18 protein-coding genes and 1 pseudogene are annotated in these 24,408 nt (G+C 57.6%); 18 read left to right on the forward strand and 1 reads right to left on the reverse strand.

The genetic code is table 11. The annotated features are described in order from the left end of the window. Positions 1-29: 29 nt before the first annotated feature. The 3 genes from GOV80_RS14140 to GOV80_RS14150 are packed head-to-tail and all read left to right on the forward strand — an operon-like array spanning position 30 to position 3,478. The gene (locus tag GOV80_RS14140) at positions 30-569 is read left to right on the forward strand and encodes a TRAP transporter small permease (protein WP_170785676.1); all 540 of its coding nucleotides are present in this window, start codon (positions 30-32) and stop codon (positions 567-569) included. Then, a complete protein-coding gene (locus GOV80_RS14145) occupies positions 566-1,855 on the forward strand; it encodes a TRAP transporter large permease (protein WP_170785678.1) in 1,290 nt (429 codons plus the stop codon). Before GOV80_RS14140 ends, GOV80_RS14145 begins: the two co-directional genes overlap by 4 nt. 9 nt (positions 1,856-1,864) lie before the next feature. Then, on the forward strand, positions 1,865-3,478 hold the full coding sequence (locus GOV80_RS14150) for an N-acyl-D-amino-acid deacylase family protein (RefSeq protein ID WP_170785679.1): 1,614 nt from the start codon (positions 1,865-1,867) through the stop codon (positions 3,476-3,478). Positions 3,479-3,487: 9 nt separating this feature from the next. On the opposite strand, the gene GOV80_RS14155 is transcribed toward GOV80_RS14150, so the two are convergent. Continuing rightward, the gene (locus GOV80_RS14155) at positions 3,488-4,171 is read right to left on the reverse strand and encodes a DnaA N-terminal domain-containing protein (protein ID WP_170773213.1); all 684 of its coding nucleotides are present in this window, start codon (positions 4,169-4,171) and stop codon (positions 3,488-3,490) included. A 465-nt stretch (positions 4,172-4,636) separates the two neighbouring features. Between GOV80_RS14155 and GOV80_RS14160 the strand changes: the two genes are divergently transcribed. The 15 genes and pseudogenes from GOV80_RS14160 to GOV80_RS14230 all read left to right on the forward strand — a co-directional run bounded on the left by GOV80_RS14160 (position 4,637) and on the right by GOV80_RS14230 (position 24,399). Beyond that, positions 4,637-5,944, forward strand: a complete 1,308-nt coding sequence (locus tag GOV80_RS14160; RefSeq protein WP_170773215.1) for an AAA family ATPase — start codon at positions 4,637-4,639, stop codon at positions 5,942-5,944. Beyond that, complete coding sequence (locus tag GOV80_RS14165; protein WP_170785681.1) at positions 5,941-7,047, forward strand: ParB/RepB/Spo0J family partition protein; 1,107 nt, start codon at positions 5,941-5,943, stop codon at positions 7,045-7,047. Before GOV80_RS14160 ends, GOV80_RS14165 begins: the two co-directional genes overlap by 4 nt. Positions 7,048-7,639: 592 nt before the next feature. Next, positions 7,640-8,920 (forward strand): TAXI family TRAP transporter solute-binding subunit, encoded by a 1,281-nt coding sequence (locus tag GOV80_RS14170; RefSeq protein WP_170785683.1) that lies wholly within the window; start codon positions 7,640-7,642, stop codon positions 8,918-8,920. Between the two features lie 402 nt (positions 8,921-9,322). After that, complete coding sequence (gene fabI, locus GOV80_RS14175) at positions 9,323-10,084, forward strand: enoyl-ACP reductase FabI (protein ID WP_170785685.1); 762 nt, start codon at positions 9,323-9,325, stop codon at positions 10,082-10,084. Positions 10,085-10,326: 242 nt separating this feature from the next. Continuing rightward, positions 10,327-12,489: a DUF3141 domain-containing protein gene (locus tag GOV80_RS14180; protein WP_336510161.1), complete on the forward strand. Its 2,163-nt coding sequence runs from the start codon at positions 10,327-10,329 to the stop codon at positions 12,487-12,489. Positions 12,490-12,678: 189 nt separating this feature from the next. Further along, the gene (locus GOV80_RS14185) at positions 12,679-14,040 is read left to right on the forward strand and encodes a V-type ATP synthase subunit B (RefSeq protein WP_170785689.1); all 1,362 of its coding nucleotides are present in this window, start codon (positions 12,679-12,681) and stop codon (positions 14,038-14,040) included. Next, on the forward strand, positions 14,018-14,623 hold the full coding sequence (locus GOV80_RS14190; protein WP_170785691.1) for a V-type ATP synthase subunit D: 606 nt from the start codon (positions 14,018-14,020) through the stop codon (positions 14,621-14,623). The genes GOV80_RS14185 and GOV80_RS14190 overlap by 23 nt, the downstream gene beginning before the upstream one ends. After that, positions 14,620-16,416 (forward strand): V-type ATP synthase subunit I, encoded by a 1,797-nt coding sequence (locus tag GOV80_RS14195; RefSeq protein WP_170785693.1) that lies wholly within the window; start codon positions 14,620-14,622, stop codon positions 16,414-16,416. The genes GOV80_RS14190 and GOV80_RS14195 overlap by 4 nt, the downstream gene beginning before the upstream one ends. Then, complete coding sequence (locus GOV80_RS14200; protein WP_170352721.1) at positions 16,413-16,856, forward strand: ATP synthase subunit C; 444 nt, start codon at positions 16,413-16,415, stop codon at positions 16,854-16,856. Before GOV80_RS14195 ends, GOV80_RS14200 begins: the two co-directional genes overlap by 4 nt. Continuing rightward, positions 16,856-17,533: a hypothetical protein gene (locus GOV80_RS14205; RefSeq protein ID WP_170785694.1), complete on the forward strand. Its 678-nt coding sequence runs from the start codon at positions 16,856-16,858 to the stop codon at positions 17,531-17,533. The genes GOV80_RS14200 and GOV80_RS14205 overlap by 1 nt, the downstream gene beginning before the upstream one ends. A gap of 1 nt (position 17,534) precedes the next feature. Beyond that, positions 17,535-18,227 carry a hypothetical protein gene (locus tag GOV80_RS14210; RefSeq protein ID WP_170785696.1) on the forward strand — a complete coding sequence of 231 codons (693 nt, stop codon included), beginning with the start codon at positions 17,535-17,537 and terminating at the stop codon, positions 18,225-18,227. After that, positions 18,224-20,065 carry a V-type ATP synthase subunit A gene (locus GOV80_RS14215; RefSeq protein ID WP_170785698.1) on the forward strand — a complete coding sequence of 614 codons (1,842 nt, stop codon included), beginning with the start codon at positions 18,224-18,226 and terminating at the stop codon, positions 20,063-20,065. Before GOV80_RS14210 ends, GOV80_RS14215 begins: the two co-directional genes overlap by 4 nt. A gap of 364 nt (positions 20,066-20,429) precedes the next feature. Then, a pseudogene (locus GOV80_RS14220) lies at positions 20,430-21,835 on the forward strand (YfcC family protein). Between the two features lie 9 nt (positions 21,836-21,844). Further along, on the forward strand, positions 21,845-23,173 hold the full coding sequence (locus GOV80_RS14225; RefSeq protein ID WP_170785700.1) for an amino acid permease: 1,329 nt from the start codon (positions 21,845-21,847) through the stop codon (positions 23,171-23,173). Then, entirely contained in the window at positions 23,170-24,399 is a 1,230-nt protein-coding gene (locus GOV80_RS14230) for an arginine deiminase (RefSeq protein WP_170785702.1), read from the forward strand. Before GOV80_RS14225 ends, GOV80_RS14230 begins: the two co-directional genes overlap by 4 nt. Positions 24,400-24,408 lie beyond the last annotated feature (9 nt).

Raw genomic sequence — 24,408 nt, forward strand, 5'->3', positions numbered from 1 at the left:
TTCGGCCCGGCAAGCGGACGAGGGACAAAATGGCTGCACTCAAGTGGCTCGAACGGCATTTCGAGGAACTGATCTGCTGCACCTGTCTGGCGGTGATCGCCGTGGCAGTCTTTGCGCAGGTGGTGGCGCGCTACGTTTTTCAGGTGGCGCTGCACTGGACCGAGGAAACCGCCGCCATGTGCATGGTCTGGGCGGTCTATATGGGCGCATCGCTTTGTGTGCGCGAGCGGTTCCACATCCGCATCATGGTCGCGGTGCAGGCGCTGCCCACCGGCTTCGGCAAGATCGTCATTTTCATCGCCGATATCTTCTGGGCCTTCTTCTGCCTCTTCATGCTGCGGATCAGTTGGGATTATCTGGCCGTCTTCTGGCGCTTTCCCGAAACCAGCCCCAGTTTGGGCATCAACCAATTCTACCCCCAAACCATTCTGGTGATCGGCTATGGGCTGATGCTGATCCGCCTGGCGCAGACCTATGTCAATTGGTGGCGCGACGGGCGCAACGGCCTGCCCGGAATGCTGGATGAGGAATGGGAAGCAACCTCGAAGGATCAGGAGCATCAGATATGAGCGCCCTGATGATCTTGGCCATCGCCTTTGTGGTGCTGACCGTCATGGGCGTGCCGCTCTTTGTGTCGGTCGGTCTGACCACGGCGCTGGCGCTGTATCTGATCGACATCCCATATACGCTAATGGCGCAGACCGGCTATGGCAGCCTGACCCCCTTCCCACTGCTGACCATTCCGCTGTTTGTGCTGGCTGGACGGTTGATGGAAGTGGGCGGCATGGCCACCCGCATGATTTCGATCGCGACCAATCTGGTGGGGGCCTATCGCGGCTCGATGGGGCTGGTGACAGTGTTTGCCTGCATGTTGTTTGCCGCACTTTCGGGCTCGGGCCCTGCCACCACGGCGGCGATCGGGTCTGTAACCGTGCCTGCAATGAAACGCGAAGGCTATGACGTGCCCTTCGCTGCCGCCATCACCGCCAGCGCAGGCGCCTTGGGCAGTCTTATCCCGCCTTCGAACCTGCTGATCATTTACGGGCTGGTGTCTGAAACCTCGATTCCGCGCCTGTTTCTGGCGGGGCTCATCCCCGGTGTCATGGTCACGATCCTGCTGATGATCACCACCTATATCGTCGCCCGTAGGCGCGGATATGGCGGCGACGGCGAGAGGTTCTCATGGGGTCCATTTCTGCGCGCGGCTTGGGACGGGAAATGGTCCATCGGCGCGCCGGTTCTGATCCTGGGCGGCATCTATGGCGGGGCCTTCACTCCGACTGAGGCCGCCGGCGTGGCCGTGTTCTATTCGCTATTCGTGGGCTTCTTCATCTATCGCGAACTGACCCTGAAAAAGCTGATCGAAGCGCTGCGCTTTACCTCGCTGCTGACCGGCATCCTGATCCTGCTGACGCCCACGCTGGCCTTCGGGCAACTGACCGCGTTCTATGACGTGCCCACGGCCGTGCAAGACGGCATCACCTCGATCACCGAGAACAAATTCCTCGTCCTGCTGCTGATCGGCGTGTTCTACATCTTCATCGGCACCTTCATGGAGTCGCTGGCCCAGATCGTCCTCTTCACCGCTGTGTTCCTGCCTTTGGTCAGCTCTCTGGGCGTTGATCCGGTGATGTTCGGTATCTTCACCGTCATCACTTGCGAAATCGGGTTCCTGACACCTCCCCTTGGCGCCAACCTGACGGTTGCGGCGCGGATCTCCGGGATATCCATCGAACGCATATCCGTCGCCGTCCTGCCGTTCATCCTCGCCTATATCATCGGCATGGTGATCCTGATATTCTTCCCCGACCTCACCACCTTCCTGCCCGACTGGCTGTACGGAGAAGCGAAATAGGAGGCACCCATGTTCGATCTTGTTCTCAAAGGCGGCACCATTGTCGATGGTACGGGACAGGACGGCTATTTGGGCGACGTGGCAGTCACAGGCGAGACCATCAGCGCCGTTCTGCCCGCCGGTGAGTTGGCCGCGCAGAAGTCCGCGCAAGAGATCGACGTCTCGGGCCTGGTCGTCGCGCCGGGTTTCATCGACATGCACACCCATTCCGATTTCACGCTGATCGCTGATGGACGCGCGGAAAGTCAGGTGCATCAGGGCGTCACGACCGAGGTGATCGGCCAATGCGGCATCAGCTGCGCGCCCGTTAACAGCCCAGGCGATATCAGCCGCGTGGCCCCGTGGTACACCGATCAGGCCAAGCATGACACGTGGCTGGGTTTCGGCGACTATTTGGATGTGCTGGATCGCACCGAACTCGGCGTGAATGTCATGGCCTTTGTCGGCCACGGCACCGTGCATCGCGCGGTTCTGGGCGATCAGCTTCATCCGGGCGAGGCCGAAGACGTCACCGAAATGGCCCGGCTGGTCGATCAATGCATGGACGAAGGCGCGGGCGGGTTCTCCTCGGGTCTGGAATATTTCCCCGGCAGCCTCGCCTCGCCGGAGCATCTGGTGCCGATGTGTGAGGTCGCGGCCAAATACAAACGCCTCTACGCCACCCATGTGCGCAACCGGGATACGCATTACGATCTGGGCTTTGCCGAAGCCATCGCCACCGCACGCCAATCCGGCTCCAAGCTGCAGATCAGCCATATCCAGCCCAAATTCGGCGCGCCGGACTATGCCATGGACCACACACTGGAAATGATCGACCTGGCTCGCCGTCACGACGTGGACATCGCCTTTGACGTCATCCCGCATGACTGGAACCATACCCTCATGGCGGCGATCCTGCCGAAATGGGCGCAGGCAGGGTCCGTGGACGATGTGCTTGCGCGACTGGCCGACCCTGAATCCCGCGCGCGGATCAAGGCCAACCCCCAACCCATGTGGTTGATCGTCAAGGCCGAGAAATGGTCGGACATCGTCTTGCTGAACGCCACCGTCAACAAGGACATCGTCGGCGCCGACTTCGCCGAGATCGGCCGAATGCGGAATTGCCACCCCTATGACGCAGTGCTCGATATCCTGATGGAGGAAGGCGAGAACCTGATGGCCTGCATGTGGTCGTCCAAATCCTTCCGAAACTCGGATGTGGAACTCTGTCTGGAACAACCCGAATGCGCCGTGATCTCGGACACTGTGGCCATCGCCAATGAGGGCGTTCTGAAGGACCACATTGGCTCGCTATCGGGTTACGGCTGGGCCGCGCGGTTCCTGCAATACTACGTGCGGGACAAGTCGACGCTGTCTCTGGAACAGGGGGTGGCCAAGTTGACCTCGATCCCCGCCAATCGGTTGGGGCTGAAGAACCGCGGGGTTTTGGCCGCAGGGCAACAGGCCGATATCTGCGTGTTCGATCAGGTCAATATTGCCAGCAACGCAACCGCGAAACACCCCCGCCGCTATGCCTCGGGCATTGCACATGTGCTGGTGAACGGGGCATTGGCGATGCGGAACGGCCTGCGCACATCCAGCAATTCCGGTCAGGTTCTGCGTGATTTCAGTGCTTCTGGTTAACCCTCCTGTCTAGCCGCTGGATTCGATCCGCACTTTTCTGATCTCGGGCGCGATGCGGCTATAGGCGGCCAGCAGACGCTCGGACCAGTTGCGATGGATATAGTCCGCCTCGAACCGCGAGGGGGCGACAAGGGTTACGGTCCCCCCTGCCCTCTCGGCCTCGATCAAATGGCGAAACCAGCTGGCCCAAAGCTCGGGATCGCGCCCGTGCAAAATGGCCTGAACCTGCGTCCAGATATCTCCATCGCTTTCCTCGGGCGCTGGAGGTTTCACTTTGAACGGCACCACATTTGTGCCGGGCTCGGGCGAGTCTGACATCCGCGCGACAAAATCCGCGCCAATCGTCGGCCAAACCTCGGACGTGTCGATCATCACCTGTTTGAGGTCCAGCTCATACACCGCCACCCTGCCCCGCGCGGCGGGGCGTTTGACCGCAATCCAACCCATAGACCGCAGCTTGGACATCTCACGTTTGACGGTGCGCTCATTCACCGACCATAGCCGCGCAATCTCTTCCCGCCCGATCGACAACTCATTCGCGCGCCAGTTATACCGCGTGGTGATCAACGCAATGATGCGTAGAATACTGCGCTGCCGATGCTTGTCGCCTGACAAAGCGTGCACCGTCATCGCGGACAGGATATCATATTTTATGGCGGGCGCGTTTAGCCCAACCGGTTTTGCAACCTGCATTCCAATCTTACCGCTCTGTCTGCCTCGGGCGGAGTTTCCACCCCTGTTGCGCTGTTTGCCAACGCTTTTCGTCTTGATGCCCTGATTAGCGTCCAAAGCGACGATTCTGTCAAGAGAAGTTTGATTTGACCCGGTTTTTCAGCAACTCAAACCCAATTTTAAAAAAGAAAAATGGTGAAGTATTGGTGATGGGGGACATTCTAGTTGTCCCCTTAAGTGGCGTATTTGTCCCCCCAAATCGACCGATAGAGAGTCTAACGCCCCCCTAAATATAGCGTCCTGCCCTATTTTCCAGAGGCACCGCGAATCACCGCGATTCGGGTCCTGAAGGACGTTGATTTCCCTTGTTTATGTTACCCATGGGTAAGATCGTGATCTGAGTATATTTTCTTTTGCTTAAAGTGCAAATAGGGCGTAAATAGTGAAATCATAAAAAATAGCGTCCATAATAGTGAGACCCGAGGCATGTATACGCACGAAGACCTGAACGCATTGCGGAACCAGTCCCTTAAGTTGCAGGGCTGGATTCGGCAGCAAACCTTTAGTCCTGAGATGGAGAAGACTCTTCGTCGTTTTTCCAGCTGGGAAGTGTCCGAGCTGATCTTTCGCATTAACCAGTCGACCTTTCGGGGCAAGCTGGCTGCGGATCCCTCGCTGCCGGGTGGTGAGGTGGAACCAGACGGCCGGCAACGCTGGTTCAGCCTGGAAGAGGTGAATGAGCTCCGCCGGCGGCTCAAGGTGAACCGCAAATCTCTTATGCCGCCCCGCCCCGTTGGTAAACGCGCGATACGTGCGGCGGTGGCAAACTTCAAAGGCGGCGCTGGTAAGTCGACCGTTGCGCTTCACTTGGCTCATGCGGCGGCGCTGGATGGCTACCGCGTGTTGGTGGTGGATTTCGATCCGCAAGCCACTTTGAGCCATTCCATGGGCCTGACCGATGTGGCCGAAGATTTCACGGTCTGGGGTATTATGGCCCGCGATCTGATCCGCGAAACCGAGCGTATGAACAACCGCCCCGTCGCTGCTGAATCAGGCACCGCCCTGCCCCGCCGCGAATTGCCGCCGTCGATCACGGACATGGGCCTGGGCGATCTTCGGATTGGGGATTTCATCAAGCAAAGCTCGTGGTCGACCATTGACGTTGTCCCCTCCTGCGCCAACGCCGCCTTTGTCGAGTTCGCCTCGGCCCAGTATCGTCACTTGAACCCAGAGTGGTCATTCTTCGCGGCTGTGTCGCGTTATCTGGATCAGATCCCCGATGATGCCTATGACCTGATCCTGTTCGATTGCCCGCCTGCGATTGGTTATCAATCCATGAACGCGGTGTTCGCGGCAGACATGCTCTATATTCCCTCAGGGCCCGGCTATTGGGAATACGACTCGACAACCTCTTTCATTGGTCAGTTGGCTGAAGCGCTGGAAGACCTTGCCTACGGTTTCGACAAGACCTTACCCACGGGTAAGATCGGCTTACCCAAGACATTCTGTGAAATGCGCTTTCTGCTGACCCGGTACGAGCCAGGCAATGCGCTGCATTCGGCCATGTTCGAGGCGTTCAAGAAAGTATTCGGTGAACATGTGGCCGAGCATCCGGTTGAAATGACCCGTGCGGTCGAACAATCCGGTCGGTTCCTGAGTTCGGTCTATGAGATGGACTACCGCGAAATGACGCGCGAGACATGGCGCAGGGCGCGGTCTACATTTGATAACGTGTACGAGGAATTCCGGGGCGTGATGCTTTCGGCCTGGGACCAATTGGAGGATGACGCATGAGCCGCAAACGCAGAATGTTCGACATCGACATGCCTTCCATGGAGGATATCCCGGTTGGCAAAGTTCCTGACAAGGTCTTGGAAAAACGCCGTGGCCCGATGGCCGCCGCGATCTCGGAAAACGCCGAAGCGTTGCGCGGGCAACAATCGACAGAGGACACCATACGCGCCGAAAACGATCGCTTGGCCCATGAGCTCGTTCGTCTGCGGTCCGAAGGTCTGGTGACTGAGCATGTACTTCTGGCTGATGTGGTAACTGAAAAGCTGACCCGGGATCGCAAGAACGGCCCGGATCCTGAATTGGACGAGTTGAAGGATTCGATCCGCGAAATCGGATTGTCGAACCCAATCCGGTTGGAGCGTCGGGCTGATGGTCGGTACGAGCTCATTCAAGGGATGCGGAGATTGTCTGCCTATCGAGCTCTGTATCAGGAAACCGGCAATGAAGTGTATGCGACTATCCCGGCGGGCATTTCGGATGGCGCGGATCTGAATGACAGCTACCGTCGCATGGTAGATGAAAACCTGATCCGCAAGGATATCTCATTTGCGGAAATGGGTACATTGGCGCGGGCCTTTGCCGAGAACCCTGCGAATGAATGCCCGGACGTGGACAAGGCCGTTGCGCTTTTGTTCAAGTCCGCCAGCTATACCAAACGCAGCTATATCCGATCGTTCGCCAGCCTGCTGATGATGCTGGACAAGGTGCTGATGCATCCTAACGATATTCCGCGCAATGTCGGCGTTGAGCTGAAACGTAGGTTGGATGCCGATCCCGGTTTGGCGCGTCATGTGAGCACCAGTTTGATGAACGAACCGGATCGCGACGGCGCGCGCGAGGTTGCTATTCTTCGCTCGTTTTTAGAGCCGACAGCTGACAACCCCAAGAAAGTGCCAGGTGCAAGCGGTGGAAAGACGCGGCGGGCGAAGACCACGTTTCAAGTTTCGGGCAGGGCAGGGGTGGCGAAGTGCTCGGCCTCAAGCGGGCGAATTGAACTGCGCTATAATCTGGACTTCACACGGGTGAACCGTGCCAAGCTAGAGCAAGCGATCGCCTCATTGCTGGACGAGTTGCAGGAAGACGACGACCTTACCCACGGGTAAGATCAGCAACATGCTAACAAACAGAAACGCCGGGCCAGTGCCCGGCGTTTTTCGTGCGCCATTTTTAGGGCGGGTTTCCCCAAAAGCTGTTTTGGACTTGATGGCAGTTGGCGGCGAATCTTGTGGCCGAGCCCTGGCATATGATGCGAGCTTAGGATTGGATGCTAGGAACGCAATGACTGGGTCTGTCTACAAAGGAGGGGTTCGTGGACCCAGTAAGCACATCGGTCGGTAGGGCAACGGCGCAACATGTAAGGGCGGGGGTGACTGCAGGTGGTGGACACAAGGGGATGTATTGGAGTCAAATCCTTATTTAGCAGGTTTGAATGCCGCTTTGGCTGTCTAGTTCGTGACGAGGATAGATTATGTGCTCAATCATGTGGTGCGCAAAAAGTCTTTATTATGATCATTACAAGACTGGTTGGCTGACGCAAAACACAAACTCGATCAGGAGTATCAGGTGCATACTTATGGGTCTTGACGCTCATAAGAGCTACGAGTGCCAATCGCTGGGATCAGTTTCTCGTTGGCAAAAAGATTGCTATCAAATGAGAACGACTTAACGGTTCCGATCATCCGAATGTGGGAATAAATGCGCTTAGCTCTTTTCATTCTCTTTCCGATTATGTTTGTCGGTTTGGTTGTTTTTCTGATCTTTGGTTTGAAACCGCCCAACAATATTAAGCTGGCTGCTGGCATAAACGGCGGCGGATACTGGCAAGTTGGACAACTCTATAAAGCAGAACTTGCACGTGACGGCATTCAGGTAATTTTGGTTGAAACCGAGGGGTCCGTTGAGAACATTCAAAAACTTGTTTCCGGCGAAGTGGATGCCGCTTTTGTTCAAGGCGGTCTTGAACTACCTCAGGACGAAAACTTGCAGTCCCTGGGTGCCATTTTTCTTGAACCCATGGTGGTGTTCCGTGGGCCGTCTAGTCCAGTTGGGGCCAATGCAGGAGAATGGGGAGACATACGTTTAGCAGCAGGAACCAAGGCGTCTGGTACTCGCGCCGCTGCTTTATCGCTAATTGAGGCCGCAGGTTTGCAAAATGTCGGCATAACCCTAGTCGATGCCGGGGGAAACGATGCAATAGAGGCCTTGTATTCCAACGAAGCGGATGCAGCGTTGTTTGTCGCACCCCTCGATGCGCCTTATCTTATGGACGCAATTTTTGATCCAGAAATCGTTTTCGTTCCCATGGCTTTGGTCGATGCTCTGGCATTGAAACTTGCAGGCGCAAATTCGGTAACTGTACCGGCAGGATCAATCACACTGGACCCTCCGAGGCCGCCGGAGGATGTCAAAATCTTAGCGTTGAGGGCTTCACTTATCGCCGCTTCCGATCTTCATCCTGCAGTAACCGATAGGTTGGTGAATGCAGCGAAGAACATTCATAGCGAAGCCACTATTTTGCAAAGTGCGCGCGAGTATCCAAACACAGCTTCACCGCCTGTGCCACTAAACAAAATTGCGACAGAACTCATAAATTCTGGGCCAAACTTTTTGCATGGCGTCTTGCCATATTGGATCGCAGCGCAATTTGGCAGTGTATTGCTGTTGTTATTGCCTTTGTTGTTCTTAGTTCCTTTTCTGCGGATCGTCCCGTCTGGCTACGTTTGGTTTCAAAAGCGTAGGGTCTGGCGTTTTTACCAGCGCATCGCTGCGCTTGAGGAAGAACTCAGCAAGGCACAGACTTTGGCTGAGGTGGAAGAGGTCGCCAATAAATTCGAAGAAGTGGACACCGCACTTGCAAATCTGAACCTGCCGCTCGCATATCGCCAAGGCGCATATGATGCACGTTTGCACATAGACCTAATTCGACAGGAGATTGCGCGCCGTCGAAACGCGAAATTGATGGGCCCTCAGCAATAGCAGGCAATGCGCTAAAATTTCTTTTTGATTTGAGCTTTCGATACGGTCTTGCGCTTTAGTTAGTGCGGATATGGTTGCTTTGGGCTCACAGGTAGTACCCGAGCAAACGCGGCAATCCAGGAAAACCCCTTCGCACTCCGCTGAGGTACAGAGCCGAAGTTTAGAGCGTCGTTTCCGTTTGAGTGTTATCTCAACACTCGTGGCCGGACAAGGCACGGGCGTATACTATCGTCTACTGCGCGAATTGCTGAAACGGAAAAAGCCCGGACATAATTCGCCCGTTTTTGAGCATACTGGTGCGTGTTCATCGCTCTGTGACGCAGCGTAGGCAGAATTGCCCCGCAATCGTCTTTCCCGAATCGAGGAAAAGGCGCTATGCTGCACTGCAGAAAAAGGCATGCTATGTTTCGATTGGACGGATACAAAGCAGTTGTTATCGGTGTCGCAAACGATCAGTCGATTGCGTGGGGATGCGCGCGTGCGCTTCATGCACAAGGCGCAGAGATCGCGCTGACTTATGTAAACGAAAAGGCCAAACCATACGTCGTCCCGCTGGCTGAAGAGGTTGATGCAAAAATCTGTCTTCCGCTGGATGTGCGGGATGCAGACCAGACAAACGCCTTGTTTGATGCAATCCGGGCGCAATGGGGCCGGATTGACACTCTTGTGCATTCTATTGCCTTTGCGCCACGCGATGATCTGCACGGAAGGGTTATTGATACCTCGGCCGAAGGGTTTGGGGTGGCCATGGATATTTCTGTTCATTCGTTTCTGCGCATGATCCGCATGGCCGAACCGCTGATGGTGCGTGGCGGAACATGTATGACGGTCTCGTTTCTTGGGGCGACTCGGGTTGTTGAAAACTACAATATCATGGGGCCGGTGAAGCCCGCTTTGGAAGCCTCGGTGCGCTATGCCGCTGCAGAACTGGGGACCAAAGGCATTTCGGTGCACGCTCTGTCGCCTGGCCCTCTGAAAACCCGCGCGGCCACCGGGCTGTCCGATTTTGATGCACTGCTGAGCGCCGCTGCCGAGCGTGCACCCACCCATCAGTTGGCGACCATCGAAGATGTCGGTGCCTATGCCGCGTTTCTTGCAAGCCGCGAGGCGTTCAACGTGACTGGCGGCGTACACCCCATCGACGGTGGGTACAGCATCGTCTGAGGAAGGATTGACCTATGGCCCGGAATTCAATTGCGAAAGAAAATGCGTCGCACCCTTCAACCGGTGAAAAAACCACAGCGACCGTAAACAGCAACGTGCTTGATGCGATTTCTGGTGTGCTTGATCAATCTGGTATGCAGTACCAAATTTTGTCGCAAGCCGCTACTAATCAGGCACAGAAAATAACTGAGCACCATTCAAACCGGTCTACGAAATGGTCAAACGAACTGCGAGATCTTGCGGTGCAATTCGCGCGGACGAAATCCGTAGGTTCGGCATGGACGGACTATATCAAGGATGCAGGTCAGCGCGTCGCCCTGACGATGGACGTCTTGCGCGAGCGCGGAGACGTTTTCCTCGAACATGAAGCGGCCGGTTGCCCGCCAGTGCTTGTCTATGACTACGAAGTGATGGTTGACGGGAGGGAGCTCGATCGGCCCTGCAACTATCAGCTTTTGCGCATTGTTCCCCCGCAAGGGATCAACGTAGACGATCACAAACGCCCCTACATCATTATTGATCCTCGTGCTGGACATGGCGGTGGTATTGGTGGGTTCAAGTCCGACAGCCAGGTCGGCGTGGCGCTGGCGAAGGGCCACTCGGTATACTTTGTGAGTTTTGGCCGTGACCCGGTCGAAGGACAGACACTGGCGGATGTGATGCATGCCGAAGCTGGATTTGTTCGCACCGTCAGCGCGCGTCACCCAAAAAGCCCGCAACCTGTTGTGACAGGAAACTGCCAGGGCGGCTGGGCGACCTTGCTGATGGCGGCCTGCAACCCCGATCTGACCGGGCCTCTGGTGCTCAATGGTGCGCCGGTCGCACCTTGGTCGGGTGAAGTTGGTGAAAATCCAATGCGCTACAATGGTGGGATGCTTGGCGGTACATGGCAGCCGATGCTCTGGTCAGATTTGGGGAACGGCAAATTTGACGGTGCCAATCTGGTGATGAATTTCGAGCAGCTAAATCCCAGCCGCAACTACTTTGGCAAGTATTTCGACCTGTACCGCGATCCCGAAGCCGGCCGTCAGCGTTTCATCGATTTTGAGCGTTGGTGGGGCGGTTTCTTTCTTCTGAACGAGGCCGAAATTCGATGGATTGTCGAACAACTGTTCGTTGGAAACCGGCTCGTCAAGAATACCGCACAACTGGAACCCGGAGTTCCCGTAGATCTCAAGGCGATCAAAGCGCCGATTTTTGTCTTTGCAAGTCACGGCGACAATATCACGCCGCCGCAACAGGCTTTGAACTGGATCGCTGAAACGTATGCGGACGAAGAAGAGATACGAGTACGCGGCCAGCGCATTATTTACATGCTTCATGATGAAGTGGGGCATCTGGGCATTTTTGTTTCCTCCAAGATTGCGCGCAAAGAGCACACAGGCCTCGCCTCTACACTTGAAACAGTCGAGGCAATGGCACCCGGTCTTTATGAAATGGTCATTGATAACATCGAAGGGGACGGGGTCGAAAAATCCTTCGAAGTTCGGTTCGTCGATCGAACGCTTTCAGATGTCGCTGCATTGGATGACGGTCGCCAGGATGAAACCTGCTTTGCCGCCGTGGCGCATATGTCGGAAGTGCAAGCGGGTGCCTATGAAACCTTTGGTCGCCCAGTCTTGCAAACAATGTCGACACCGGTGACAGCGCAGGCTTTGCGCGATGCGCATCCGCTGCGCGTACAGCGTTCGTCGATGTCTTCGAACACAGTTATGGGGAAAGGGATCGAGAAACTGGCGCAGGACGCCAGAGCGCAGCGCGCGCCAGCCGATGCTGACAACCCGTTTCTAAAATGGGAAAAACTCACCGGTGAATGGATCGAGCAATCGATGGATTTGGGCCGTGATTTGCGCGACGCATGGTATGAGGCAACCTTCTTCGCCACTTGGGGCGGGCCGTTCGCAACTTGGTTCGGGCAAGAGTATTCCAAGCGCCGAACCCTGCCAGACCCAGCGTCTTTGCGCAATTTGCCAGAGGTCAACACGGTGCTTGCGCATATGCGGCAAGGAGGTCTGCCCGAGGCGGTCATTCGAATGCTGATCTTATTGGCCGACAGCCACAAAGGCTTTCGCGCTGAGATTCTGCACCGCTGGGCGCATATCTTTCGGCACGAAGCGCCGTTCAAATCCATTTCGGTTGTAGAACGTCAACGTATGTTGCACGAGCAGACTCTGGTCGCCACTTTCGATCCGAAGGGTGCAGTCGAGACGTTGCCTTATCTGTTGCCTGACGAGGAGCAGCGCACTGAAGCCGTTGATCTGGTCAAACGCATCATAGGGGAAGTCAAAACACCTTCCAAAGAACTTGAAGAGATGGCCAACTTGCTTGTGCGCGTTTTGGACTATCGTCCTGATGCTGAAACGGGGCCAAAGGCAGCGTCGCAGAGGTCAATGGCAAAGTCTTGAAAACGCATGGCGACACAAAATCCAATCAGAATTGAACTGATTTCATTGCTTTAGGCCTGCAATCTCTATTAGCTTGGAGGCAACCGGATTTACCAAATCAATATTAAACCCTCCGAGCGCACTGGTTCGGTGGGCAGTTTGAAGGTGAAAAGAAAAATAAACTCTTAATCATGCGACTTAGGGTAGGCGATGTCTCAGAGTCTCTTGAAATATACTCGTGTTCTGGAAATTGTTGGGGATACGATCAAAGTTAGGGTTCCGTTGGACGGATCGGCTGAAGCAACCGTTAGGTTCAACGATCTGGCGGTGATCGAAACCATCGACGGACACAAAACGCTGGCGCAGGCGATTTTCATCGACCGGGATGTGGTGACGCTGCAGGTGTTCTCGGGCACCAAGGGTATCTCGACCGAGGCGACAGCCACTTTTCTGGGTCATCCGATGCAGACGCCCTATTCGGCCAATATTCTTGGCCGTGTCTTTGACGGGGCAGGGGTGGCAATCGACGGTGGGCCGGACCTGTCATCCGAACCGCGGATCGAAATTGGCGGGCCGACCGTAAATCCTTCGGAACGTGCAGTGCCCAACAAGATGATTCGCACGGACGTGCCGATGATCGACGTGTTCAATACTCTGGTCGAAAGTCAGAAAATCCCGATCTTTTCGGTCTCGGGCGAGCCGTTTAATGCGTTTCTCAGCCGGATAGGAATTCAGGCGGATGCGGATATCGTGGTGTTTGGCGGGCTAGGGCTGATCTTTGACGATTATCACACGTTCCGGACGTCGTTCGAGGATGCGGGCGTGTTCTCGCGCACGGTGATGTTCGTCAATCAGGCGATGGACCCGCTGGTGGAACGGCTGTTGGTGCCCGATATGGCGCTGGCGGTGGCCGAGAAATTCGCGGTCGAGGAAGGTAAGCGGGTATTGGTGCTACTGACCGACATGACCGCCTATGCCGACGCGATGAAAGAAGTGGGGATCAGTCAGGAACGCGTGCCCTCGCAGCGCGGCTATATGGGCGATCTCTATTCCCAACTGGCGCGGCGGTACGAGAAGGCATGTGACTATGCCAAAGGCGGTTCGGTCACTGTACTGACTGTCACGACGATGCCCGGCAATGATGTGACCCATCCGGTGCCGGACAACACGGGCTATATCACCGAGGGGCAGTTTTACCTGCATTCGGGGGTGATTGATCCGTTTGGCAGCCTGTCACGCCTCAAGCAGAACGTGATCGGCAAGACCACGCGTGAAGATCACGGGCAGATCATGAACACGATGATCCGCTTCTATTCCGAAAGCCGCGATGCGGCGCAGAAACAGGCGATGGCCTTTGATCTTTCGGATTACGATCACCAGTTGCTGAAATTCGGCGCGCTGTTCCGGGCGCGGTTTATGGACATCAACGTCTCGATCCCGCTCGAGGACGCGCTGGATCTGGGGTGGAAGACGCTGGCCGAGTGTTTCCAGCCTGAACAGTTGCTGATGAAGCAGGCTTTGGTCGAGAAGTATTTCCCAAAGGATACCGATGGCGCGGTTGCAGCTGAATAAATCGTCGCTGGCTCGCCAGCAGACCCAGCTGAAAAGCTATGAGCGGTTCCTGCCGTCGCTGGACCTCAAGCGCCAGCAGTTGATGGCGGAACGTGCCAAAGCCCGCGAAGATGTCCAACGCCTTCAGCAAGAGGTGCATGATCTGGCGCAGCAGGTCGGGGAAAAGCTGCCGATGCTGGCACAGCAGGGGGTTGATCTCGACGGCTTGGTTCAGCTGAAGGATTACCAGTTGAAAGAGGTCAACGTGGTCGGCGTCAAGATGCCCGATCTGGACCGAATCGAAGTTGCCGTGCGACCCTATTCGCTGTTGGCCAAACCACATTGGGTCGATGCCGCCGCCAACCTGTTGCATGACATGATCGAGGCGCGGCTACGCGTGAAGGTCGCCGAAGAAAGGGTGCGCATTTTCGACAAGGCCGTGGCCACGATCACGCAACGGGTCAACCTGTTCGAAAAGGTTCTGATCCCGCGCGCCAAGGCCAATATCAAGAAAATCCGCATCTATCTGAGCGATGAGCAGATGCAGGCGGTTGTGCGCTCGAAAATCTCCAAACGCAAACATGCGCAGGAGGCGCTGACATGAGCGTCGCGCGGCTGAAGAAACTGTCCCTCGTCGGACCCGCCGCGCATAAGGGCGACACGTTAGAGGCGCTGCAAGGGCTGGGCTGTATGCATGTACTGCCACTGGCGCCTCCACCCGCCGAGCCGGAAAAGATCAGCGAACGTGGCGCGCATGACGCTTATAAGGCGCTGCGCTTTTTGACCGATGTGGCCGACCCGCGCCGCCAGATACAGCGCGATCCGGCCTTCGACATGGACCAGTTCGTGCGCGACGTGCTGGACCTGATGCAACGCAGCCGCGCGGCGACGGATCGGCGGGATTTTCTGGCGCATCGGATTGCGCAGGTGCGTCCGTGGGGTGATCTGGATTTTCCACCCAATGATGTGCTGGCGGGCAATCGGCTGTGGTTCTACCAACTGCCGGTGAAACACCGCGAGGCGTTGTCCGAGGTCAAACTGCCCTGGGCCATTCTGGAACAGGATCACCGCTATATTTACGCGGTGCTGATCGCGCCCGAGGATCCGGGTGATGATATTCTGCCAGTGCCGCGCACTCATACCGGGTCGCTGCCGATCCATGAGCTTGAGGCGCAGCTGGAAGAGGCCGAGATCGCCATTGAGGCGCTTGAGGCGGAACGCATCGCGCAGACCCGTTACCTGACCCTGATGCGCCGAAACCTGTCGGCGGCGGAAAGCGCGGCGGAACTGGCCCATGCCACACAGAAGGTCCGCGACGAGGGCGCGATGTTTGCCCTGCAGGGCTGGGTGCCTGAAGATCGTGTGGATGCGGTGCTGGAGATGGCGCAGGCGCGAGACGCCGCTGTTCTGATCGAGGAACCGGGCCCGGATGACGCCCCTCCGACGCTGTTGGAGCAGCCCGAAAACCGCAGCGCGGCGGTCGATCTGGCGCTGTTTTACCAAATACCGGGCTACAGGGACTGGGATCCCAGCATCATCGTTGCGGCCTCGTTTGCGATCTTCTTTGCGATGATCGTGGCGGATGCGGGCTATGGCGCGGTGATCGTGCTGGGCCTGCTGGCCTTCTGGAGGAAGGTGGACAAGACCCCGGCGCAGCGGTCGTGGCGGCTCTATGGTGTGATCATCGCGGGTGCGACAGTGATTTATGGGGTCATGGTCGGCAGCTATTTCGGCGCGTCCCCTGCGGAGGGGTCGATCTGGGCGCGGCTCAAGATATTGGATCTGAACAACTTCAACGCGATGATGATGATCTCGATCGTGGTGGGGGTGTTCCATCTGGTGCTGGCCAACGCACTGGCCGCACGCGCGGCGTGGGGACGTCGCAGAGCTTTTGCCAATATAGGTTGGATCGGAGTGCTAATCGGCGGGTTTGTTCTGTGGTTGGCCTACATGAACGACGGCGCGACCCTGCCCGGAACCGTCCTGATGGTTGCCGGTTTTCTGACCATTCTGCTGTTCACTAGCGAGCGACAGATCACCAAACCTACCGACTGGCTGTGGCGTCTGATCGAAGGACTGCAGGGGCTGGCGGGGGCGATGGGGGCGTTTGGCGATGTTTTGAGTTACATGCGCCTGTTCGCGCTGGGGCTGGCCTCGGCCTCGCTGGCGATCACGTTCAACGATCTGGCGGTCCAAGTGATGCAGGCGCTGAAAGGGCCGGGCATCCTGTTCGGGCTGCTGATCCTGATTGCCGGTCATGTGCTTAACTTCGCCCTCGCGATGATGAGCGGCGTCGTCCACGGGTTACGTCTGAATTACATCGAATTCTTTAAATGGGGTCTGCCGGATGAAGGCATCGTCTTTCGCCCGTTCGCCCGCAAGGAGGTTCAGGAATGAATGAGCTTGTACTGACATTGGGTTGGCTGGGAATCTATGCGCCCATGGCATTGGGTGCGGCGTCCAGCGCCATTGGTTGTGCCATCGCGGGGCAGGCCAGTATCGGCGCGATGACCGAGACCGAGGGCGGCTATGGCCGGTTTATTGGCGTCTCGGCCTTTCCGTCGACCATGGTGATCTATGGCATCGTGATCATGTTTACGCTGAACCGCGATGTGACGCCGGAAAACGCGGGCGGGCTGTTCGGTATCGGCATCCTTTCGGGGATTGCGCTGATGTATTGCGGCATCTGGCAGGGCCGGGCCTGTGCGGCGGCGATCAATGCCACGAAGGAGAAACCTGAGATCTTCGGCCTGTCGCTGGCCCCTGCGGCGATCATAGAAGGCTTTGGCGTTTTTGCCTTTGTCTTTGCCTTGGTCATTAGCGCGGGGATCAGCTGATGGCACAGGACGGAATGATCTCGCACGGGGTCGATGCGCTGATCGACAAGCTGCGCAGCGACGGTGTCGCGGCGGGGCAGGCGGATGCGGACAAGTTGCGTTCTGAAGCCAAGGCCGAGGCGGCGAAGATTCTCGCCGATGCCAAGCGCGAAGCGGATGAGTATCAGAAAAAGGCGCGCACCGAATCCGACAATTACCGTGCCGCCGGGGAAGAGGCGCTGAACACCGCCATGCGTGATGCGGTGCTGACCATGAAGGCGGGCCTGACCGACCGGTTCCGCGAAGATGTCGAACGCCTTGTCACCAAAGAAATGGCTGACCCCGAGATGCTGAAACAGATGATCCTTGAGGTCGTCGGGCGCGCGGCTGAAGGGGCCAAGCTGGGCGGTAAGGTGCAGGTGATCCTGCCTGCTAAGGTGGCCACGCAAGAGGATATCAAGCAGAACGCTGACGATATCCAGTCGGGCAAGCTGACGAAATACGTGCTGGGCCTGACCGCCGACATGCTACGCGAACAGGTGGAACTGCACGCTGCAGACAGCACGCAGGATGGCATCCGGGTGCGGGCCGAGGATCAGGGCGTGGTGCTGGACCTGACGGACAAGGCTGTTGCCTCCTTGCTGATGGAGCATCTTCAGCCCCGGTTCCGTGCCGTGCTGGAAGGGGTGATCCGCTGACATGTCGGACCCCGACGCCTATATCGCGCTAATCAGCAGCCTCCCGGGCTCGGAGCGGTTGTTCGTCGCCAAGCAGCCCCCGATCTCGCGCCTTCGGCTGGACCGTCGGTTGCGCGCGCTGGCGCGTGAGGATGCGCAGGTGCTGCGGGTGTTGGAGCACGCTCTGAATTGGGGCGACTATGATATGGACGTGACAGACGTGCAGGCCGTCGAAAGGTGCAAAGCTGCGTTGGGCGATATCCCGCAGCCGACCCTACAGAAGCTGTTTCTGGAGCGGATGGATTTGCGTACCGCCGTAGCCGCATTGCGCCTTCGCAAACAGGGTGGCAGCTCGCCCGCCGGAACCTTCGGCATGGGCCGCTGGGCTCGCCACATCCCGGCAAACTGGAGTGATCCAACCTTTAAGCTTGAGAGCTCGATGCCGTGGCTCAAGGAAGCGCAGCAACTGCTGGAGGCCGAGGACCCGCTGGGTCTGGAGAGGCTTCTGCTTTCGGTTAGCCATAAGCAGCTGAAACGCCACGCCGCCCGCCATCTGTTCGATTTCGAGGCCGTAGCGATTTACGTTCTGATCTGGAGTATTTTCGACCGCTGGGCGCAGAGCAATGCGCAGGATGCGGCAACGCGATTTGAAAAACTGGCGCAACAGGCCATGGCCGACGTCGCCGATATCGACTTTGAGGGAGCCTACGCATGACCGCCGCAACCCCCGTCACGCAAACCGCCACTGCCCGCGTTGTCTCGGTGCAAGAGGGGCTGGTGCAAATTCAGGCCAACGCAGATGCCTCGGGCGCGCCGGGGCAATTGGTCAAGAACGAGGTGGTCTTCATCCTGCCCACGCGCCCAGGCCCCGGTGGCCGTCAGGAACGTTTGAAAGCCGAAGTGCTGCGCGTGCGCGGGGATACAGCGGATGTGCAGGTCTATGAAAGCACCGACGGCGTGGCCGTGGGCGACCCGGTGGAGCAATCTGGCCAGTTGTTATCGGTCGAACTGGGTCCGGGTCTGCTGGGTCAGGTGTTTGACGGGCTGCAATCGCCCTTGCCCAAGGTCGCCGCTGAGTTTGGCACTTTCCTGCCGCGCGGCGCGGACGTGGCCCCGCTGGATACGCTGGCGAAATGGTCGTTTACACCTTCGGTAAAGGTGGGCGACACGGTGACAGCGGGCGACAGCATCGGTACGGTGCCCGAGGGGCGGTTCGAGCATAAGATCATGCTGCCGTTTAACTGGGTTGGCGATTACAAGGTCGTCTGGGTCCAGAAAGGGGCTGCCACGATCCACGACATCGTGGCCCGGCTTGAGGATTCGCAGGGCGGCGAACACACGCTGACCCTGTCACAGAAATGGCCCGTCCGGAGGGCGTTGCCGGAAAACATCCTGAAGCGCGCCTTGTCTGAACGTCTTTACCCGACCGAGCCGGTTCTGACCTCGCAACGCCTGATCGACACGTTCTTCCCTATCGCGCGCGGCGGGACGGCCTGTATTCCCGGCCCGTTCGGTGCAGGCAAGACCGTGCTGCAGAACCTGATCGCACGGAATTCCAAGGTCGATATCGTGATCGTTGTCGCCTGCGGCGAGCGCGCGGGCGAGGTGGTGGAAACTATCGCGGAATTCCCCAAGATGACCGACCCGACCTCGGGCGGCAGCCTGATGGACCGGACGATTATTATCTGTAACACATCCTCGATGCCGGTTGCTGCGCGCGAGGCGTCAATCTTTACAGGCATCACACTGGGCGAATATTACCGCCAGATGGGCTATGACGTGCTGCTGATTGCCGACAGCACCAGCCGCTGGGCGCAGGCCATGCGCGAGACTTCGGGCAAGCTGGAGGAAATTCCGGGTGAGGAGGGCTTCCCAGCCTACCTGGAAAGCTCGATCAAGGGGCTGTACGAGCGCGCAGGCGCGATGAAGACCAATGACGGCGCGTTGGGCAGCCTGACGCTGATTGGCACCGTGTCCCCCGCCGGGGGCAATTTTGACGAACCGGTCACGCAGTCGACCCTTTCTACGGTCAAGTGTTTCCTCGGCCTGTCGTCCGAGCGCGCTTACAAGCGGTTTTACCCGGCGGTGGACCCGATGCTCAGCTGGTCACGATATCTGGATCAGCTGTCCGACTGGTATGACAAGAATGCCGAAGCTGGCTGGACCGGCAAGGTCCGCGATCTGCTGGCGCTTATCGAAAAGGGCGAACAGGTCGACCAGATGATGCAAGTGACGGGCGAAGAGGGCGTCACGATCGAGGACTTTGTCACTCAGCAAAAGGGGCTGTTTGTGGATATGGTGTATCTGCAGCAGGACGCATTCGATCAGGTGGACGCGACCGTTCCGCTGGAGCGGCAGAAGATGACTTTCAAGCTTGTCTATGGCGTGACCCAATCCACCGCAGATTTCGCCGATAAAGCCGAAGTACGTCAGGTGTTTACGCAGCTGACAGGCTTGATGAAGAACTTCCACTATGCGGCCGAAAATACACCTGAATTCAAATCAACTTGGGCACAGATTGAAAGCCTGTGCCGGGAAAAGTTCGAAGTGTGACACGCCAAAAGCCGGCCCCTTAGACAGCTACTATTTTGAGCGAGCCGGGGGCCGATGCGACCGTCAACGCAGCTGAGGTCGACGCGCGTGTCGATCTGTCATCGGGAACGTTCGATCCGGATAACGTGAACAGCTAGCCCGCAAAAAACGGCTTTTGTCTGCGCATGCAAAATTCCGAGGGCTAAATTTCACAAATCAGTTACATCTTTTTGGGTTTTTAATGATCCAAGTCAAAGTCCTGTTTGATTTTGCTTTGCACATTTCACGCAACAGCTTGCAACGAACCCGGCCGGACTGAACGGAAGATCATCGGGCACGCAGGCAGCTTAGCTTTCATTCTCGGTATTTTCAGTGGATCGTTCAAATGAAGTTCCAGTTCCCTACTGCATACACCATTCTATTTGCTTTGATCGCAGTGGTTGCGATCGCCACTTGGTTCGTGCCCGCCGGTCAGTATGACCGAGTCGCAAATGAACAGCTGGGCAAGGATGTCCCGGTTCCAGGCAGCTATCAGGTAGTTGACCCGCAGCCGCAGGGCTTTTTCGATGTGGTTCTGGCACCGATTGCGGGGTTCTACAATCCTGCCACCTATGAGGCTCAGGCCATCGACGTTGCGCTGTTTGTTCTTGTGATTGGAGGCTTTCTGGGGATCGTGGCCCATACCGGAGCCATTGACGCAGGCATCGCCAAAGCGATGGCAAGGATGGAGGGGCATGAAAAGTGGATGATCCCCATCCTGATGGCGTTGTTTGCTGCAGGCGGCACCATCTATGGCATGGCTGAGGAATCGCTGGCCTTCTACACCCTGATCATTCCGGTGATGATTGCGGCGGGTTATGACGCCGCTGTAGGTGTGGGATCATCATGCTGGGCGCGGGCGTGGGTACGCTGGGGTCCACCATCAACCCCTTTGCCACCGTGATCGCTTCGGACGCGGCGGGGGTACCGTTCACCAATGGGATCATGCTGCGCTTTGGACTGCTTGCGGTCTGCTGGCTGGCCTGTGTTGCGTTTGTCATGCGCTACGCGGCGCGGGTCAAAGCCGACCCTCAGCTGTCGATCGTCGCCGACAAACGCGAAAGCAATGAAACACATTTCCTCAAAGGCAAACGCGAGGGCGATGCGCCTGTCACCTTTACGGGCACCCATGGTGTAATCCTTGTGATCTTTGCAGCCAGCTTCGGCGTAATGATCTGGGGCGTATCCGTCGGAGGTTGGTGGATGGCCGAGATGTCGGGCCTGTTTCTTGTGGCCGCCATCGTCGTCGGGCTGATCGCACGGATGGGAGAAGAAGAGTTCACTTCGACTTTCGTGGATGGCGCGCGTGATCTGTTGGGCGTGGCGCTGGTGATCGGGATTGCACGTGGCATCGTTATCGTGATGGATGCTGGCAGTATAACGGACACGATCCTGTATTGGGCCGAGGGTGCAGTGAACGGGTTGGGTCAGGTGGCTTTCATCAATACCATGTTCGGGCTGCAGGGGCTGTTGTCTTTCCTGGTGCCGTCCTCATCGGGTCTGGCGGTTCTGACCATGCCGATCATGGCGCCACTGGCGGATTTTTCGAACGTGGACCGTTCTTTGGTCGTCACGGCCTATCAGTCCGCTAGCGGTCTGGTGAACCTGATCACGCCGACCTCGGCTGTGGTGATGGGTGGCTTGGCGTTGGGACGTGTGCCCTATGAACGGTGGTTGAAATTCACCCTTCCGCTGCTGGGTGTACTGATCGTGATCATCATGGTCGGTCTCAGCCTGTCGGCAATTGCGTAAGGCTGTCCGATGACCTCTTCTGATACCCCACACGCTCTTGGGTTTTGGATGTGTACCGCCTTGGTGGTGGGCAATATGATCGGGTCGGGAATTTTCCTGCTGCCGTCGTCTCTTGCAGCGTTTGGGCCGATCTCGATGGCGGGATGGGTTCTGACCGCCGGAGGAGCCATCGTCCTGGCGCTGATCTTCGGACGGCTGGCGCGCCTGTCTTCTGATACCGGTGGGCCATATGCCTATGCCCGCGAAGGCTTTGGGGATTTTGCAGGGTTCATCATCGCGTGGGGCTATTGGATCGCCCTTTGGTCGGGAAATGCCGCCGTGGCCGTGGCCTTTGCTGGATATCTCAGCGTTATGGTCCCTGCCGTGGGCCAAAGCGCATTGGCCGGTTTGGCCGCAGCACTGGGGTCGATGTGGTTGCTGACTTGGATCAACGTGCGCGGTGTGCGTGAAGCGGGGATCATTCAGGTCGTGACCACCGTGATGAAACTGGCTCCGCTGCTGGTGCTGATCGTTTTGGGCTTTGCATATGTAGACAGCGCTAATTTCAAACTGGTGAATGTCAGCGGAATGTCCAACATCTCGGCGATTTCAACTTGTGCTGCGCTGACACTGTGGGCCTTTGTGGGGCTGGAATCGGCGACCGTCCCGGCAGGTGAGGTCAAAGATCCCAAGCGCACCATTCCCCGCGCCACGATCCTTGGCACATGCGTGGCGGCTTTGATCTATATCGCGACAACCTATGTGGCGCTCGGTGTCGTGCCCTCGTCACTTTTGGCGGGAAGCAATGCGCCGCTTGCCGATGTCGCCACGGTCATGTGGGGCTTCGGTGGCGCTGTCTTTATCGCCATCGGGGCCTGTATCTCAACCTTTGGGACGCTGAACGGTTTTGTTCTTCTGACTGGGCAGGTGCCCCTAGGCGCGGCCCGCGACGGGTTGTTCCCGGCCTATTTCGCGCGCCTGTCTCGCTCAGGTACACCGGCCTTTGGGTTGATCGTGTCCAGCCTTCTGGCCAGTGCCCTCATTGCCATGAATTACACACGGTCGCTGGCCGAACAGTTCGAATTCATCATCCTGCTGGCCACGCTGTCGACCCTGATCCCCTATCTGCTATGCGCCCTGGCCGAGATCATGATCCATGCGCGTCGGGGCGACCACATCCGGCTGTCACCCAACATCCTTATCCTTGCCACGTTGGGCTTTGCCTACGCGCTCTGGGCGATCTACGGCGCGGGTGAGGATGTGGTTTTCTGGGGCGTTCTGCTGCTTTTGGCAGGTCTGCCCATCCATGTCTGGCTGCGCTGGCAGTCCGGCAAAGCAACACCGAAGGAGACATCATGACTGGATTTGGAGCCCATTCCGAGATTGGCAAACTTCGCAAGGTGATGGTGTGCGAACCGGGCCTTGCCCATTCCCGCCTGACCCCGGGCAACGCAGCCGAGCTTTTGTATGATGACGTTCTATGGGTGCACAAAGCCCGTGCCGATCACGCTGATTTCCGCATGAAAATGGAAGAGCGCGGGGTCGAAGTGCTGGAATTCCACGCTTTGCTAGAGACGACACTCAAGGACAAAGATGCCCGCAACTGGGTGCTGGAACGGCGGATCACGGAAAATCAGGTTGGCGTCGGCCTGCTGACTGAGTTGCGCGGATGGCTTGATGAAATGCCGGCCAAAGAACTGGCCAGGTACCTGATCGGCGGCATCGCTGTCGAGGATATGCCCTTCAAGCCCTCGGGCATGTTCGGCAGCTACCTTGGCCCTTTGGGATTTGTGATCCCCCCAATCCCCAACACGCAGTTCACCCGCGACAACAGCTGCTGGATCTACGGCGGTGTGACGGTGAACCCGATGTATTGGCCCGCACGACGTCCCGAGACGCTTCTGGTCACGGCGATCTACAAGTTCCACCCTGATTTCAAGGATGGCGACTTTGAAATCTGGTGGGGTGATCCCGACGAAGATCATGGTGCGGCCACGGTCGAAGGCGGCGATGTCATGCCCTGGGGCAATGGCAGCGTGTTGATCGGTATGGGCGAACGCACCAGCCCGCAGGCGGTGGGTCAGGTGGCACGCGCGCTGTTCGCCAAGGGTGCGGCTGAACGGGTTGTGGCCTGCCAGATGCCACGCAGCCGGGCGGCCATGCATCTGGATACGGTGTTTAGCCATTGCGACCGCGAAACCGCGACCGCTTTTGTGGATGTCTGTAACGAGATCCAGTGTATCAGCCTGCATTCGGGCAACAAAGAGGGCTCGATCGAGTTCCGGCGTGAGGACAAACACCTGTTTGATGTCGCGGCAGAGTGCCTTGGCATCAAGTCGCTAAACATCGTGCAGACCGGTGGTGATGCGTTCAATCAGGAACGCGAGCAATGGGACGATGGCAACAACGTGGTCGCGTTAGAGCCCGGCGTGGTCGTGGCCTATGACCGCAACACCTATACCAACACGCTGCTGCGTAAGGCGGGTGTCGAGGTGATCACCATTTCCGGGTCCGAACTGGGCCGTGGACGTGGTGGAGGGCATTGCATGACCTGCCCGATCTGGCGCGACCCCGTAGATTATTGAGACTGATGA

Origin of the sequence: Ruegeria lacuscaerulensis (genome assembly GCF_013034685.1) — a bacterium.
GTDB classification, from domain to species: Bacteria; Pseudomonadota; Alphaproteobacteria; order Rhodobacterales; family Rhodobacteraceae; genus Ruegeria; species Ruegeria lacuscaerulensis_B.

Bases quoted from the DNA above. Each gene is read 5' to 3' on its own strand.
- GOV80_RS14140 (WP_170785676.1), top strand. From the start codon at position 30: ATGGCTGCACTCAAGTGGCTCGAACGGCATTTCGAGGAACTGATCTGC.
- GOV80_RS14225 (WP_170785700.1), top strand. From the start codon at position 21,845: ATGACCTCTTCTGATACCCCACACGCTCTTGGGTTTTGGATGTGTACC.
- GOV80_RS14195 (WP_170785693.1), top strand. From the start codon at position 14,620: ATGAGCGTCGCGCGGCTGAAGAAACTGTCCCTCGTCGGACCCGCCGCG.
- GOV80_RS14185 (WP_170785689.1), top strand. From the start codon at position 12,679: ATGTCTCAGAGTCTCTTGAAATATACTCGTGTTCTGGAAATTGTTGGG.
- fabI (WP_170785685.1), top strand. From the start codon at position 9,323: ATGTTTCGATTGGACGGATACAAAGCAGTTGTTATCGGTGTCGCAAAC.
- GOV80_RS14160 (WP_170773215.1), top strand. From the start codon at position 4,637: ATGTATACGCACGAAGACCTGAACGCATTGCGGAACCAGTCCCTTAAG.
- GOV80_RS14170 (WP_170785683.1), top strand. From the start codon at position 7,640: ATGCGCTTAGCTCTTTTCATTCTCTTTCCGATTATGTTTGTCGGTTTG.
- GOV80_RS14190 (WP_170785691.1), top strand. From the start codon at position 14,018: ATGGCGCGGTTGCAGCTGAATAAATCGTCGCTGGCTCGCCAGCAGACC.
- GOV80_RS14200 (WP_170352721.1), top strand. From the start codon at position 16,413: ATGAATGAGCTTGTACTGACATTGGGTTGGCTGGGAATCTATGCGCCC.
- GOV80_RS14230 (WP_170785702.1), top strand. From the start codon at position 23,170: ATGACTGGATTTGGAGCCCATTCCGAGATTGGCAAACTTCGCAAGGTG.
- GOV80_RS14210 (WP_170785696.1), top strand. From the start codon at position 17,535: ATGTCGGACCCCGACGCCTATATCGCGCTAATCAGCAGCCTCCCGGGC.
- GOV80_RS14155 (WP_170773213.1), bottom strand. From the start codon at position 4,171: ATGCAGGTTGCAAAACCGGTTGGGCTAAACGCGCCCGCCATAAAATAT.
- GOV80_RS14165 (WP_170785681.1), top strand. From the start codon at position 5,941: ATGAGCCGCAAACGCAGAATGTTCGACATCGACATGCCTTCCATGGAG.
- GOV80_RS14205 (WP_170785694.1), top strand. From the start codon at position 16,856: ATGGCACAGGACGGAATGATCTCGCACGGGGTCGATGCGCTGATCGAC.
- GOV80_RS14145 (WP_170785678.1), top strand. From the start codon at position 566: ATGAGCGCCCTGATGATCTTGGCCATCGCCTTTGTGGTGCTGACCGTC.
- GOV80_RS14215 (WP_170785698.1), top strand. From the start codon at position 18,224: ATGACCGCCGCAACCCCCGTCACGCAAACCGCCACTGCCCGCGTTGTC.
- GOV80_RS14150 (WP_170785679.1), top strand. From the start codon at position 1,865: ATGTTCGATCTTGTTCTCAAAGGCGGCACCATTGTCGATGGTACGGGA.